General features: G+C 44.4%; 14 protein-coding genes. 4 read left to right on the top strand and 10 right to left on the bottom strand.

Translation table 11 applies throughout. The features are described 5' to 3' along the window. Positions 1-92 precede the first annotated feature (92 nt). From B3014_RS10175 to gloA, 4 genes are all read left to right on the top strand, one after another. Positions 93-890 carry an SDR family NAD(P)-dependent oxidoreductase gene (locus B3014_RS10175; RefSeq protein WP_320165416.1) on the top strand — a complete coding sequence of 266 codons (798 nt, stop codon included), beginning with the start codon at positions 93-95 and terminating at the stop codon, positions 888-890. Positions 891-904: 14 nt separating this feature from the next. Further along, positions 905-2,332, top strand: coding sequence for an MFS transporter (locus tag B3014_RS10170; RefSeq protein WP_286303448.1), 1,428 nt, complete (start codon positions 905-907; stop codon positions 2,330-2,332). A 104-nt stretch (positions 2,333-2,436) separates the two neighbouring features. After that, complete coding sequence (locus tag B3014_RS10165; protein WP_286303449.1) at positions 2,437-3,762, top strand: alanine/glycine:cation symporter family protein; 1,326 nt, start codon at positions 2,437-2,439, stop codon at positions 3,760-3,762. 55 nt (positions 3,763-3,817) lie between these two features. Further along, positions 3,818-4,372 (top strand): lactoylglutathione lyase, encoded by a 555-nt coding sequence (gene gloA / locus B3014_RS10160; protein ID WP_273178471.1) that lies wholly within the window; start codon positions 3,818-3,820, stop codon positions 4,370-4,372. 57 nt (positions 4,373-4,429) lie between these two features. Here gloA and B3014_RS10155 read toward each other — a convergent pair whose 3' ends face one another. The 10 genes from B3014_RS10155 to argC form a co-directional block, all read right to left on the bottom strand. Then, the gene (locus B3014_RS10155; RefSeq protein WP_289244144.1) at positions 4,430-4,609 is read right to left on the bottom strand and encodes a PLDc N-terminal domain-containing protein; all 180 of its coding nucleotides are present in this window, start codon (positions 4,607-4,609) and stop codon (positions 4,430-4,432) included. A gap of 61 nt (positions 4,610-4,670) precedes the next feature. Next, entirely contained in the window at positions 4,671-6,092 is a 1,422-nt protein-coding gene (locus tag B3014_RS10150; RefSeq protein ID WP_289244143.1) for an efflux transporter outer membrane subunit, read from the bottom strand. Positions 6,093-6,094: 2 nt separating this feature from the next. Further along, positions 6,095-9,229: an efflux RND transporter permease subunit gene (locus B3014_RS10145; protein WP_289244142.1), complete on the bottom strand. Its 3,135-nt coding sequence runs from the start codon at positions 9,227-9,229 to the stop codon at positions 6,095-6,097. Between the two features lie 2 nt (positions 9,230-9,231). After that, positions 9,232-10,395, bottom strand: coding sequence for an efflux RND transporter periplasmic adaptor subunit (locus tag B3014_RS10140; protein WP_289244141.1), 1,164 nt, complete (start codon positions 10,393-10,395; stop codon positions 9,232-9,234). 11 nt (positions 10,396-10,406) lie between these two features. Continuing rightward, the gene (locus tag B3014_RS10135; protein ID WP_289244140.1) at positions 10,407-11,003 is read right to left on the bottom strand and encodes a TetR/AcrR family transcriptional regulator; all 597 of its coding nucleotides are present in this window, start codon (positions 11,001-11,003) and stop codon (positions 10,407-10,409) included. Between the two features lie 89 nt (positions 11,004-11,092). Next, positions 11,093-12,358, bottom strand: coding sequence for a DUF2254 domain-containing protein (locus B3014_RS10130; RefSeq protein WP_289244139.1), 1,266 nt, complete (start codon positions 12,356-12,358; stop codon positions 11,093-11,095). Between the two features lie 117 nt (positions 12,359-12,475). Then, positions 12,476-12,820, bottom strand: coding sequence for an iron-sulfur cluster insertion protein ErpA (gene erpA, locus B3014_RS10125; RefSeq protein ID WP_289244138.1), 345 nt, complete (start codon positions 12,818-12,820; stop codon positions 12,476-12,478). Positions 12,821-12,884: 64 nt separating this feature from the next. Then, positions 12,885-13,328: a bactofilin family protein gene (locus B3014_RS10120; RefSeq protein ID WP_286303457.1), complete on the bottom strand. Its 444-nt coding sequence runs from the start codon at positions 13,326-13,328 to the stop codon at positions 12,885-12,887. 12 nt (positions 13,329-13,340) lie between these two features. Next, entirely contained in the window at positions 13,341-14,033 is a 693-nt protein-coding gene (locus tag B3014_RS10115) for a DUF6776 family protein (RefSeq protein WP_289244137.1), read from the bottom strand. Further along, on the bottom strand, positions 14,033-15,064 hold the full coding sequence (argC, locus tag B3014_RS10110; protein WP_289244136.1) for an N-acetyl-gamma-glutamyl-phosphate reductase: 1,032 nt from the start codon (positions 15,062-15,064) through the stop codon (positions 14,033-14,035). Before argC ends, B3014_RS10115 begins: the two co-directional genes overlap by 1 nt. Positions 15,065-15,082: the final 18 nt, after the last annotated feature.

Here is a 15,082-nt window from a genome sequence, read left to right as displayed (position 1 = left end):
TTAACTAATCAGAAATAGTGAATTTACATTATATCTATTTAATCAATATTGTCGCTCACCTAAAATGGACACAAATAACTCATAAGGAGAGCATGATGAAAATCGATTTCAACGGTAAAAAAGCATTAGTCACAGCCTCAACGGCAGGCATAGGCTTTGCCATTGCATCTGGCTTAGCCGAGTCTGGAGCAGAGGTCGTTATCAATGGCCGTAGTGATGAGAGTGTAGAGAAGGCGATAGCGCGTATCAAACAACAACTGCCCGAAGCCAAACTTATTCCTGCTGCGGCTGATTTATCCACTGCGGCTGGCTGTCAACAACTTGTCAATGTTGTGCCGGAAGTCGATATTCTAGTCAATAATGCGGGTATCTTCGGTCCAGCGGATTTCTTTGAGACAGATGATGAAACCTGGGATACGTATTGGGCAACCAATGTGATGTCCGGCATGCGATTGTCACGATCCTATCTGCCAGCAATGCAGAAAAAACAATGGGGACGTGTTGTGTTTATTTCGTCAGAGTCTGCTCGCAATATTCCTGATGACATGATCCATTATGGAGTATCAAAGACGGCTCAGTTATCACTGTCTCGTGGTCTTGCCAAACGTGTAGCAGGAAGTGGCGTGACAGTGAATAGTGTGCTGCCTGGACCGACTCTTTCTGACGGCTTTAAAGCGATGATAGCTGATGAAGTAGAAAAAACAGGCCAGTCATATGAACAAGTCGGTCAATCATTTGTTATGGAAGCCAGACCGAGCTCAGTCATACAGCGACCTGCTTCGGTAGAAGAAGTGGCCAATATGGTGGTGTATGTCTGCTCTGAGCAAGCATCGGCGACCAGTGGTGCTGCCCTCAGAGTCGATGGTGGTGTCGTAGACGATATTGTGTAACTGACAGTCATGGCATGCAGTTAGGGCCCATTCTAATCAACAGACGAATAGCGATTGCATTATTAGTGGCGTCGGCGTTTTTTATGGAAACGTTAGACGCCACGATAATCGCTACCGCTTTGCCGGCGATCGCTAAGGATTTTGATATTGCAGCAGCCCATTTATCTGTGGGGGTATCGGCTTATCTTGTGGCATTAACTATTTTTATGCCGCTAAGTGGTTGGGCGGCTGATCGTTTTGGTGCCCGACGAGTATTTTCTTTTGCTGTACTGATGTTTATCACATCTTCTGTGTTATGCGCATTGAGTACAGACTTATTGAGTTTTACGGCGGCGAGGGTATTGCAGGGGTTCGGTGGGGCCATGATGGTGCCGGTTGGTCGCTTAGTTGTTTTGCGAGATACGCCAAAAAGCGAGATAGTCAAAGCGGTGGCGATTCTGACCTGGCCGGCCCTATTTGGTCCTGTGTTGGGCCCGTTTTTAGGAGGATGGATTGCCACACATTGGAGTTGGCAATGGATTTTTCTGATTAATATTCCGATTGGATTATTGATCTTAGTTATTACGCATTTTTTGATTCAACCCCAATCAACGCCTGTTAGGCAAAAAGAACCTTTTGATGTCCGTGGTTTTTTCATGACTGGGAGCGGTTTCGGACTATTTATGGCCGGTGTGGAATGTCTCAGTGCTGGCAGAATCGGTATGGCCTATAGCCTGAGTTTCATTACTGTTGGCATTATCTTGCTGGCTTTATCTGTTAAGCATTTGCTGGGTAGTCAGTATCCTTTATTCAGCTTGAGCCCTCTAACGATAAAAACGTTCAGAATAACGGCTGTGGGAGGCTCGTTTTTCCGTATTGCTGTCGCCTCAGTGCCTTTCTTATTACCTCTGATGTTTCAATTGGGTTTTGGTATGTCGCCCGTCGATGCGGGGACACTGTTGTTATGGTTATTTGTTGGTAACCTCTGCATGAAACCAGCCACCACCTGGATAATGAATACCTTTGGTTTCCGTCGAGTCTTGCTCGTCAATGGACTGATGGTGTCAGTCGGCTTCGCCGCGATGGCCATGTTTACTGTCAATACACCTCACTGGTTAATCGTATTGGTGTTATTTATCAGTGGTCTTAACCGATCCATGCATTTCACTGCACTCAATACTATTGGTTTTGCTGATGTAGGTGAGCAGCAAATGCGTGATGCCAGCACGTTGTTTTCTGTGCTGCAACAAATGAGCAGAGGTATCGGTATTGCTTTTGCTGCTCTGGTCTTGGTTTTTTCGATGTGGTTATTACATGGAACCACGCTGGTGGAAACAGGGGCTGAGGATTTCCAGTTAGCTTTCTGGATCATTGCTGTGTTGGCATTAATTTCAATTGCCGATACCTTGAGTTTATCAAGAGAGGCTGGGGCTTCTATTCTGAAATCTAAAACAGTTTCATGAGCTGAGTTATACCGTTGATAGATTGATTGTTCTTAAAGTTTGACAGCGGTCTGCTTCTCACATAACTTCGAAAGCATTTATCACTTCTCACAGGTTAGATATACATGGAATTTCTTTCACACTGGGTATCGGTTTTCTCAGGCTGGGTCTGGGGGCCGCCCATGCTGATATTGCTGGTTGGAACCGGTTTATATTTAACCGTCATTTTAAGAGGCTTACAGTTCCGAAAATTAGGTCATGCCCTGAAGCTTGTCTTTCACAAAGAAGATAAAGCTGATGGGGATATCAGTCATTTTGCTGCCTTAACTACTGCTCTCGCCGCTACGGTGGGTATCGGCAATATTGTTGGGGTGGCGACAGCGATTTCTTTAGGTGGGCCCGGTGCCGTGTTTTGGATGTGGGTGACAGGACTTGTGGGGATGGCGACCAAATATGCCGAAGCCATGCTGGCCGTGAAATATCGTGAAGAAGGTGAAAACGGTATGCGTGGTGGGCCGATGTACTACATTTCAAAAGGTGTGGGCTTGCCATGGCTTGGCAGCTTGTTTGCGGTTTTCACCATCGGTGCTGCGTTTGGTATCGGCAATATGACCCAGGCAAATTCAGCGGCTGCTGCTGTAGAGCAAGTGTTTGGCGTGGAGACCAGCACAACCGGATTTGTGCTGATGGTGTTAACCGGTTTGGTATTAATCGGCGGAATTCGTTCAATTGGGCGCTTCACCTCAATGCTAGTACCTTTTATGATTGTGGCCTACTTGGGCGCTGCTTTTACGGTTATCGGGATCAATATTGACGAAGTGCCAGCGGCCTTTCATTTAATTTTCTGGCATGCATTTAATCCGATTGCGGCTGGCGGTGGTTTTGCCGGTGCTGCTGTCGCGGCGGCGATTCGTTATGGTGTGGCACGTGGTGTGTTTTCGAATGAATCGGGCTTGGGTTCAGCCCCCATTGCTGCGGCGGCAGCCCGGACGAATGATCCGGTGAAACAGGCATTGGTTTCTATGACTCAGACCTTTATTGATACTCTGGTGGTGTGTACTGCAACAGCGCTGGTAATCTTAACCGCCACAGCTTGGCAGGATGGGGTGAAAGCTAATATCTTAACCAGTGTCAGCTTTGCTGAAACATTAGGTATGACGGGGACCTATATCGTCGCGATAGCGACGGCTCTATTTGCCTTTTCCACTTTAATTGGCTGGAGCTATTATGGTGAAAAAGCACTGGAATATTTACTGGGTGAGAAAGCCATTATCGTCTTCCGTGTCGTGTTTGTCGCTGCAGTCATTGTTGGCGCAACCCGCGAGTTGAAATTTGTCTGGGACTTTTCCGATTTGATGAATGGTTTAATGGCCATACCAAACCTTATCGGGATTTTATTGCTGTCGAAAGTGGTGAAAGAAGAAAGTCAGCGTTATTTCAATACTAAGTGAGCCATCGTCATAAGAATGGTCATAAATTTATCTGTTTTACATTAAGGAGAGCACAATGAGTCGTCATTTTGACAATGCTGAAGGGCTAAGCGAGACACATGATCCTGCCACCCATGATTTTGTATTTAATCAAACCATGTTCCGCATCAAAGATCCGAAACGCACTCTGGCGTTTTACACTGAAGTGATGGGGATGACCTTAGTGAAACGATTTGATTTTCCAGAGATGAAGTTTACCTTGTACTTTATGGCGGCATTATCACCTGAACAAGTGAAAGCGATTTCAACGGATAACGATGAGCGTATCAAACAAACATTTGCCATGCCTGCGATGTTAGAGCTAACACATAACTGGGGTGATGAAGATAACGACGAGGTTAGCTATCACAATGGCAATAGTGATCCGCGTGGGTTTGGTCATATCGGTTTTGCTGTGCCAGATATTGATGCGGCATGTGAGCGATTTGAATCCTTTGGTGTGCCGTTTGTGAAGAAACCGAATGATGGCAAGATGAAAGGCATTGCCTTTATTCAAGATCCAGATGGTTACTGGATTGAGATTTTCACACCTGAACGTCAGCCAGAATTACTAAAAGACCACTTAGGCTAAGCAGCATGTATTAAAAAAGGGGCATTGAGCCCCTTTTTTTATTTGAAATGGTCTAGTCTAGCTTTTGGGTCCAAGTAAGAACCATATTAATAGACCTAGCACAGGGAATAACAACAGGATAAGAATCCATAAGATTTTTGCACCACCGCCAGCAGGGCTATTGGATACCTGGATAATGGCCCAGATAACAATGATTAACCAAATCAGACCTAATATGCCACCTACTTGTAAGTCCATGCTTTTCTCCTTACTTGATGAAATATGGCTAGCTTAAATTAAGCTGCTGACGGACACAAAATTAATTCTGTGAGGGGGCGGCTGTGGGTGTCTCTTCATACAAACCACCACCCAGAGCTTTATAGAGTGTTAATTGATTACGAAGCCTCAACAGACGTGTATCAATTTGATTTAATTCACTGTTAATAGAGCTCCGTTGGGCATCCAATACATCTAGATAGCTATCTATACCAGCGTTGAAGCGATATCGTGCTAATTCCAAACTGCGCTTGGTGGAAGCAGTGAGATCGTTCTGCGCATCCAACTGAGCATCTAGGGTGTAACGGGCTTCCATTTCGTCACGGACTTCTTTGAAGGCTTCTTGAATCACTTGTTGGTATTGGGCGATATTGATATCTTTTTGTAACTGGGCCACATTCAGATTGGCCTGATTCACACCCCAGTCAAGTAAAGGCAGGGTGAACTGTGGTGCGATAGCCCATTGACGACTTGATGCTTCGCCTAGTTGACCAAAGCTCGTTCCCCCAAACCCAAGGGAGGTGGTGAGACTGATACGTGGGAAAAATGCTGCTCTGGCTGCACCAATATCAGCATTAGCCGATTTGATGATGGATTCAGCCTGCATCACATCAGGACGTGATAACAAGACATCAGAAGTCAGGTTGGCAGGAATATCTCGCAGTGTCTTTATTTCATACCAGTCTTTTTTCCACTCATCTTTGTCTAAAGTTTGTGCTACCAGAAGTTGTAAATTGGTGAAGTTCTGATTGGCTTGTTGCTGGTATTGGGCTTCCAGAACTCTTGCTTCATGTAACGCTGTTTCAGCTTGTCTGACATCGAGCTCAGAAGCTAATCCGCTATTAAACCGTTTTTCGATCAGTTGATAACTTTCAGCACGTGCTTCACGGGTTTCAGATGATAATTGCTGTTGAGCATCACTTGCTAACCAACTAAACCAGGCATCAGCCACTTGTGCAATCAAGGTTAATTGCATGCTGTCACGTGCGGATTTAGATGCCAGAAACTGCTGTAAAGCTGATTCTGACAGACTATCGATTCGGCCAAAGAAATCGAGCTCCCAGGCAGATATACCCAGTCCAACACTATAGGTATCCGTAATGCCACTACGACCTATGCCACTTAATGATTCTGGCGTACGCTGACGTGTCACTGAGCCTTCTGCATTGACCGTGGGTAATTTTGCGGCTTTTTGAATACGAAATTGCTCACGTAATTGTTCAACCGTGAGTGATGATACTCTGAGGTTTTGATTATTTGCCAGGGCTTTGCTGATTAACTGCTCCAGTTTTGGATCAAGATAAAAATCTCGCCAGCCAAGCTCTGCAACATTAAGCGTGCTTTCCTTTTGTTGATTGGCGATAGCAATCGTTGGCTCAGGCCTTTGATAATCAGGCATGAGTGAACAAGCCGATATCGTTAATATTGTCGAAATCGCTATCGATAATTTAAGAGGTTTCATCATAATTAGGCCCTTTTCACTTCATCATGTGATGATTTTTTAGTGAGTTTTTCTCGCAGACTAAATACCACAACAAAGAAGACAGGTATAAAGAATATCGCTAAAGCGGTAGCAGTGAAGACACCACCAAAAACACCGGTTCCTATGGCGTTCTGACTACCAGAACCTGCACCGGTGGCGATCATGAGGGGTAACACACCCAACATGAAAGCAAGTGATGTCATGATGATAGGACGCAGCCGCATTCTGACCGCTTCCATCGTGGCATCAATTAATGACATGCCGTCTTCGTACAGTGCTTTTGCAAACTCAACAATAAGAATCGCATTTTTGGATGCGAGACCAATCGTGGTTAGCAGGCCTACCTGAAAGTACACATCATTTGATAAGCCGCGCGCCATGGTGAATAGCACCGCTCCGATAATACCTAATGGTATAACCATCAGTACTGAGAACGGCACTGACCAACTCTCATAGAGGGCCGCCAGGCATAAGAACACAACCATAATAGAGATAGCATAGAGCAGCGGTGCCTGATCGCCAGACTCTCTTTCTTGATAGGACTGTCCGGTCCATTCATACGCAAAGCCGGAGGGAAGCTTGGCGACTAACTCTTCCATGGCTTTCATCGCATCACCTGAACTGATACCTGGTGCGCCTTCACCTTGAATATTCACTGAAGAGACACCGTTGTAGCGCTCAAGCCTCGGTGAGCCATATATCCAACGTCCCTCAGACAGCGAACCCAGTGATACCATTTCATTATCATCATTACGAACATACCATTTTGAGACATCTTCAGGCATCATCCGATAGGGTGCATCGCCTTGTACATAGACTTTTTTGACACGACCATTATCAATAAAGTCGTTAACATAGGTAGATGCCCAAGCGGTATTAAAGGTTTGGTTAATTTGATTTAAGTCCACTCCAAATGCCGCGGCTTTGGTATGGTCCACATCAATCTTGAATTGCGGTGTATCTTCCTGACCATTCGGTCTGACACCGGTTAGGCGTGGATCCTGTGCGGCCATACCCAGTAGTTGATTTCTGGCATTCATCAACGCAGCATGGCCTTGGCCACCCACATCTTTTAGCTGTAAATCAAAACCACTGGCATTACCCAGTTCGGTGATAGATGGGGGAATGATGGGGAAAATCATGGCATTCTTAATGGACGCAAAATATTGAAAGGCGCGTCCAGCGACCCCTTGCACACTCAACTCCTGACCGGGACGTTCATCCCAAGGTTTCATATCGGTGAAGGCCATACCATTATTCTGGCCACGACCAGCAAAACTGAAGCCGATGATCGAGAAAACGGAGTTCACACTGTCTTTCTCTTGATCTAGGTAATAGTCTTCAATTTTATTCATCACTTCAGCTGAGCGTTGTTTTGATGCATTGGCTGGTAATGTCATTAAAGTAAACATCGTGCCCTGATCTTCTTCAGGTAAGAAAGAGGTCGGAAGCTTGGTGAATAAAACCGCCAATACACCTACGATCAATAAATAGATCACCATATATCTGCCAGTACGGTGAATCATGTGACCGACAGAACTTTGGTATTTATTTGTTGCCCGGTTGAAGTTGCGGTTAAACCAACCGAAGAACCCTTTTTTATCATTGTGTTCGTCATCGCCTGCTCTGAGTAATGTGGCACAGAGGGCTGGTGTCAGTGTTAGTGCGACGAGTACCGATAAGGCCATGGCAGAGACGATCGCTACCGAGAACTGTCGGTAAATAACACCGGTCGAACCACCAAAAAAGGCCATTGGTATAAATACTGCTGAGAGTACCAAGACAATACCGACTAAAGCACTGGTGATCTGATCCATCGACTTTCGGGTCGCTTCACGAGGGGATAGCCCATCCTCATGCATTACCCGTTCTACGTTTTCTACCACAACGATGGCGTCATCAACCAACAAACCAATCGCTAACACCATGGCAAACATCGTCAATGTATTGATACTGAAACCGAAGGCGAACAGCACAGCAAATGTACCTAACAAAACAATTGGCACGGCAATAGTCGGAATCAACGTGGCCCGGATATTCTGCAAGAATAAATACATCACCAGGAACACTAAAACGATCGCTTCGATTAAGGTGTGAATAACATTTTCTATAGAGATTCTGACCGAAGGTGTCGTATCGTAGGGATAAACCACTTGTAGGCTGTTTGGAAAATAAGGCGATAATTCGTCAATACGCTCACGAATTTTTTGGGCTGTTTCCAGCGCATTTGCGCCTGAAGCTAAGTTAATACCAATACCGGCAGCGGGTTGTCTATTATATTCAGTTTCAAATTGGTAATTCTCACCACCCAATTCAATACGAGCCACATCAGACAGTTTGATACGTGATCCATCCTCATTCACTCGCAAGATGATTTGGCCGAATTGTTCCGGTGTTTCCAGTTGAGTCTGCACAATAATACTGGCATTAAACTCTTGCCCTTTTACGGCAGGTGCACCGCCAAGTTCACCGGCGGCGATCTGCACATTTTGGGCACTGATTGCACTGGTTACATCAGTCGTCGTCAGTTTGTAATGTGCTAATTTATCGGGGTTAAGCCAGATGCGCATGGCATATTGTGATCCAAAGACCTGAATTTGACCCACACCATTTATACGACTCAATGGATCTTTAATATTAGCCGAAACATAGTCAGCAATATCGTATTTATCCATGCTGCCATCATCAGAATAAAAACCAAGCACCATCAAAAACGCCGCACTGGACTTAGTGACTTCAATACCCTGGTTTTGCACGGCTTGGGGCAGCAACGGCATGGCAGATTGGAGTTTGTTCTGAACCTGTACTTGGGCAATATCGGCATCGGTTCCGGGATTAAAGGTGACCGTTAAGGAGCCTGCACCTGAGGAGTCACTGGTGCCTGACATATAGAGAACGTTATCAATCCCCGTTAGGTTTTGTTCGATCACCTGAATAACGGTGTCCTCAACCGTTTTAGCAGAAGCACCAGGATAGGCAGTACTGATTTCTACTGAGGGTGGGGCGACCGTCGGATATTGGGATATCGGTAATTGAACAATGGAAATTATCCCTGCCAACATAATAATGATGGAGATTACCCAGGCAAAAACAGGGCGATCAATAAAAAATCTAGCCATGATTACGCTCCGTTACCTGCCGTTTGTAAGGTATTGTTATCAATCTTCACTGGTGCATCTGGTGCGACTTTTTGCAGGCCTTCAACAATGATTTGATCGCCGGCAATGAGTCCTGACTTCACAATCCAGTCGTCATCAATAGCCCTGTCCAGTTCCAGTTGACGTAGCTCTACTTTATTTTCTTTGTTGACCACCAAAGCCGTGGCATTACCTTCACGGTCAAACGTGATGCCTTTTTGTGGTGCCAGGATGACGTTGTCCAGCTTCCCTTCTTCAATCGTGGCTTTCACGAACATGCCGGGCAAGAGCAGCTTATCTGGGTTTGGCATAATGGCCCTCAATACCACATCACCTGTAGTTGGGTCTACATTGGCCTCGGCAAATTGTAAGGTGCCAGTTTCTGAGTAAGGACTGCCATCTTCCAGTGTCAGAGTGACTTTAGGGGCTTTCTCTTTGTTTATCTGACGGGCAATGATTCGCTTACGTAAATCCAGTAGGTGTTTCGATGGCTGTGAAATATCAATGTATATTGGGTCGAGCTGGTTGATGGTGGTCAATACAGCAGCTTGTTGTGCGGTTACCAAGGCACCTTCAGTGAAGTTTGACTTACCTATCTGACCTGATATGGGAGCATAGACATGAGTGTAGTTCAAATTGGTCTCTGCCGTCTTTAATGTGGCTTCCTGCACTTTGATATCCGCTTCTGTTTGCTGATAAGTGGCTAAGGCATCATCGTAATCTTGCTGACTGATGGCATTATCAGCAAGCAGATTTTTGTATCTGGCTTCTTTCGATTTAGCTGTCTGGAAAGCCGCCTTGGCTCGCATTAATTGTGCTTTAGCATTGGCCACCTCAGCTTGATATAAAGCGGCATCTATTTGATATAGCTGCTGACCTTCTTCTACTTGAGCGCCTTCTTCAAAAAGACGTTTCTCGATAATCCCATTCACCTGTGGGCGGACTTCAGCTTGTCTGAAAGCTGTAGTCCGAGCAGGTAATACACTGCGTAATGTTACTTTTTGTGGTGCCAGCGTGACCACATCCACATGACTGGTTTGCTTCTTGCCTGCCTGGCCAGCTTGCTGTTGTTGGTCAGACTGACATGCTGTTAATACCAGCAATACAGACAATGTTATGACACGAAGAAAAGAGGGTGAGATTTTCATTAATAACTCCATTATTGAGTCTCAATTTTTGATGTTGATATGGCATTCCATGAAGCATCCAACATGGTATTCAGATCATCCGGGGATATTTTGATAGTGCCTCGAAGCTGTTGCCCTGCAAGGTTGACATAGGGCTCTATACCAAAGCTGCTCAGTACGTCATTGGGTAAATTTTTCAAGATGCCTTGTTTACGACCTTGTTCATATAAGTCAGAAAGTGGCTGTAATTGACGCCAGGTGTCTTGATAAAGATCATCCAGTACGTTTTCAGGCAGGTGATCGAATTGAGGCTTACACAAAGTCATGCACTTATTATTTAGACAAAATTGCCATAGCCGTATACATAGCTCCCGATACTGTTGCTCTAGTGGCAGAGTGGTATCGTGACTCTCAAAAATAGCGTCAGCGACTGTGCTAATAATGTTGCTGTGTAAACTGACTATCAACTCATCTTTGTCTTTGAAATAGAGGTACACAGTACCTGCCGCAACCCCGGCTTCTGCGGCAAGCTGCTTTATAGAAAAACCATGAAACCCTTTTGTGGCTAAAAGCTTTAGCGTTGCCGATAAAATGGCTTGATGTTTATCCTTGCATGAGGATGCACACATGAAATTTTACCCATAAAATGAATGAACGTTCATTCATTTTATGGGTAAAACCCTTTTTAGTAAAGTGTCATTTTGTGATGAATCTCTAGTTATGCAGCTCTGACCGCGTTACGGATTTTTTGTAAACGCTCAATATCAGCATCAAGATCTAGTGCTAATAAAGCACGTTGATAGGCCAAATCAGAATGTTTTTCAACGCACTCAGCAAAACACTCAGGCGAGATTTGTTTTAAAGCGAGTAATGATTTTTGTAGGCGTAGATGAATTTCCAGCATACCAGCACCATCTCTACTGATGGGGAGGAATATATCGTCAAATAAACTATCGAGTTTGACTTCCGGCATGCGTACATAAGGGTAGGCAATATTGTCATTTGAATCGTCAAGTTTTTTATGATCACACCAGAGTGATAGTACTCTCACAGCACGACTCAATATATCGATGGCTGTTCCAGGATCATTAACAGCAGGAGACAGGGCTCTTGATGCAATCTCAGCTAATACGGTGAATCCAAAGCGGGGGTCCTGATCAAATGATCTCAAGTCATTAATGGACAGGGCTTTGATGACGGTTTCATCAATCGAATCAGACTGTTTACCATCATAATAAGCGACAGCTTCACCGGGATGAACAAAATGCCCAGGCTCGATGTATAAACAAATTTCAGTTTCATTAGACTCGGCACAACGATTTAATCCGCCTAAATCGATGTGTTCAATATATCCCACCTTGTTAATATAAACTGCATTCTTGCCCTTCTTTGGTGGATTTTCTTTATCTAAGCGTTTTGCACCAAGACATGGGTAGTCAATACGCTGTTTCATGGCTTGGGTGAGAGCATCTTCCACACGATTCGTGGTTTCACTCAACCGGCCTAACAATGATAGGTGTTCAATCCAACGTAATATAGTGACAACGATGAGGATGATAACGCCGATAGTGACGGTGAAGAGAATCAAACGTCCATTTTCACCATATACATCAGTGCTTAACGCGATAATACCGACCAAACTATATAAAAAAGAACCAATAAAGGTGGCCAGCACATTTTGTGTGGTTGAGTCCTGTCTGACTAATTGCGTTGCCCGTGGTGTCGCACTTGAGCTTGCAGCAGTATAAGCAGAGACCATGACACTGAGGGAAAAGGTGGTCACGGCAAGCATGCTGGAAGCCAGGATATTGAGAATGCCACGGACGGCTTCCGAACCAATTTCAAAGGGAAGTGGACTCTCAATTAAAGACTGCACAGGAATGGCAATGAGTGCCGTTACGATGGCGAGTACAGCGAATAGTGATGCCCTCAACCATAAAGTTCTCGTTAGTTGAGTTAACAACCATCGCCATTTCGAAATCATTGTTTGTCCTTATATCAGCTTCATTTCAGCATAATGAAGCAATTACCCATAGGCAACTCTGCAGGCAAAAAAAAACCGATGACTGAGCATCGGTTCTTTTCAGAGCTTGATTCGTTTCTATGGTGAGAAAGATGAACCACAGCCACAAGTTGTTGTGGCATTGGGGTTTCGTATAACAAATTGAGAACCTTCAATACCGTCTGTGTAATCAATCTCTGCGCCAACCAAGTATTGATAACTGGCTGGATCAATCAGTAAAGTGACACCGCTTTTTTCAACTTGTGTATCACCATCGCTGACATCTTCTTCGAAGGTAAAACCATATTGAAAGCCTGAGCAACCGCCGCCAGTAATGAATACACGTAATTTGAGTTGATCATTACCTTCTTCAGCAATAAGATCGCTGACTTTTGCTGCCGCTGCCTCAGTAAAGATAATTGGGCTGGGCATTTCGCTTGTCATGTCATCACTCCGATAAATGGTTAATTAATAGCCATTATCCAATTCTGACTAAATTAGTCAAGATTTAGCTTTTTTGCTCAAGATGGAATGACTCATTTTCATCAAATACTTCATGCTCAACGTTCAGTATGTCTTCTTCTTCGTCCTGAGCACGAATTAAGTGACCGTTCACTTCACTACCCATTGCCATCTCAATCATGCGGTAATAAAGGTTGCCATTGATACGCGCCTTTGGTGCAAGCTCAACATGTTCGGAGGCAAAAACATTGCCATTTATTTCGCCATTGATAATCAGATTTGGCACGCGAACCTCGCCTTCAATCTTACCTTGGTCACTGATGGTGAGTAGTGAGGAATCTTCGTTGGCGATAATAGAACCTTGAATACTGCCGTCAATGCGTAAACCACCACTGAAATGAATATCACCTTTTATGTGTGTATCACGACCAATTAATGTATCGATACGTGTGGTTGTTTTTTTCTTTTTTGGTTTATCTTTTTTAAACATGATCAACCTCGTTTATGGCAGGGACGGCGTGACTTCCCAGTTAAAAGTACGTGTAGTGAGTGTTTTTTTACCTTGCTTTAACTCAATTTTCAGGCTTTTGGGTTGTTCATTTTGTTCTATGTTCAATGTGCCTTCAAGCACTTGCACGTGTTTTAACTTTAACCCATGTGTGTTGATTAAGCGGGGTTTTGCTTTATCGTCATTGAATTGAAGCGCTACCAAGACATCACCCTTAATGGCTTTGGAAATTTTTTTCCCTTGAGTAATCACAATTCGGTAGAAATACTGGCTTGGATTATCCGGATTTGGCCTCAGGTGAAGTTCACGAATCTGAAGTTCACTACTGGCATTACCCTGGGTAATATTCTGGTAGAACAATAATTCTTTATTCAACTCGATAACTTGATTTTGTAGTCTTTCCAAGTTCGATTGAAGCTGCGAATCAGTGGCATCCTGCATAGCCTGCATTCTTGAAATGTCATTGACCTGAGCGGTGAGCAACTTATTTTGTTCGAGTAAATTCTGGTTTTCTGCGTGTAGCTGTTCGTTTTGTTCTTTCAATGCAGTGATTTGAGCATTTTGCTCATTCTGCCATTGCGTGGTCCAATACCACAGTAATGCTGCTGATATTGCCAAAGTTATTAGCAATATCAACAAGGTACGATATGGACGTCTATGATGGATTACATAGGGTTTATCAATCATCAGGGCATCATCGCAATAACATTAATCCCTGTTTTTTCATCAAGGCCAAACATGATATTCATATTATGGATTGCCTGGCCTGAAGCACCTTTCACCAGGTTGTCGATGACTGAAAGTACCACCACCGTATCACTATTTTGTGGCTGGTGAACGGCGATACGACACACATTACTACCTTGTACACTACGTGTTTCCGGCATTGAGCCGTGAGGCATGACATCAACGAATGGTTCATTCGCGTAACGATCTTCAAATATTTTTTGTATATCCACATCCTGTGTCGTTAGACGACCATATAACGTGGCATGAATACCTCTGACCATTGGCGCTAGATGAGGAATAAACGTCAAATCCACTTTACGCTGGCAATGTTCTGACAATACCTCGCGAATTTCAGGTAAGTGACGATGGCCATTGACACCATAAGCCTTAAAGCTACCACTGGTTTCTGCCATTAACATGGGAATGGCTGCTTTTCTGCCTGCACCACTGACACCAGTTTTAGCATCGGCAATTAAATGCATCGGGTCAATTAACTCTGCTTCCAGTAATGGTAAAAAGCCCAGTTCAGTAGCAGTAGGATAGCAGCCGGGCACAGCGACTAATTTTGCATTTCTAATCTTGTCACGATTTAACTCAGGTAAACCATAAACAGCCTGTTCAAATAACTCAGGACAAGTGTGCTTGGTGTTGTACCACTGTTCCCAAACAGCCACATCATTTAATCTGAAGTCTGCAGACAGGTCGATAACTCGGGTATGTCGTTTGATCAGTTCGGGTACCAGAGCCATTGCCACTGTATGTGGTGTAGCAAAAAACACGACATCGCAATGAGCAAGAATATCAGGATCCGGTTCTGAAAAAGCGATATCAACGTGACCACGTAAGTTGGGAAAGAGATCGCTGACCGGCATGCCCGCTTCACTTCGCGAGGTGATAACCTCAAGTGATACGTCAGGGTGATTCGCAAGTAATCTGAGTAGTTCAACACCTGTATATCCGGTGCCACCAACAATGCCGACTTTGATCATAAGTTACTCTGTCGTCCG

Source organism: Methylophaga sp. UBA678 (assembly GCF_002299105.1).
GTDB lineage: Bacteria > Pseudomonadota > Gammaproteobacteria > Nitrosococcales > Methylophagaceae > Methylophaga > Methylophaga marina.
The sequence above is the reverse complement of the archived record's forward strand: the minus strand, read 5'-3'. Positions and strand labels throughout refer to the sequence as shown.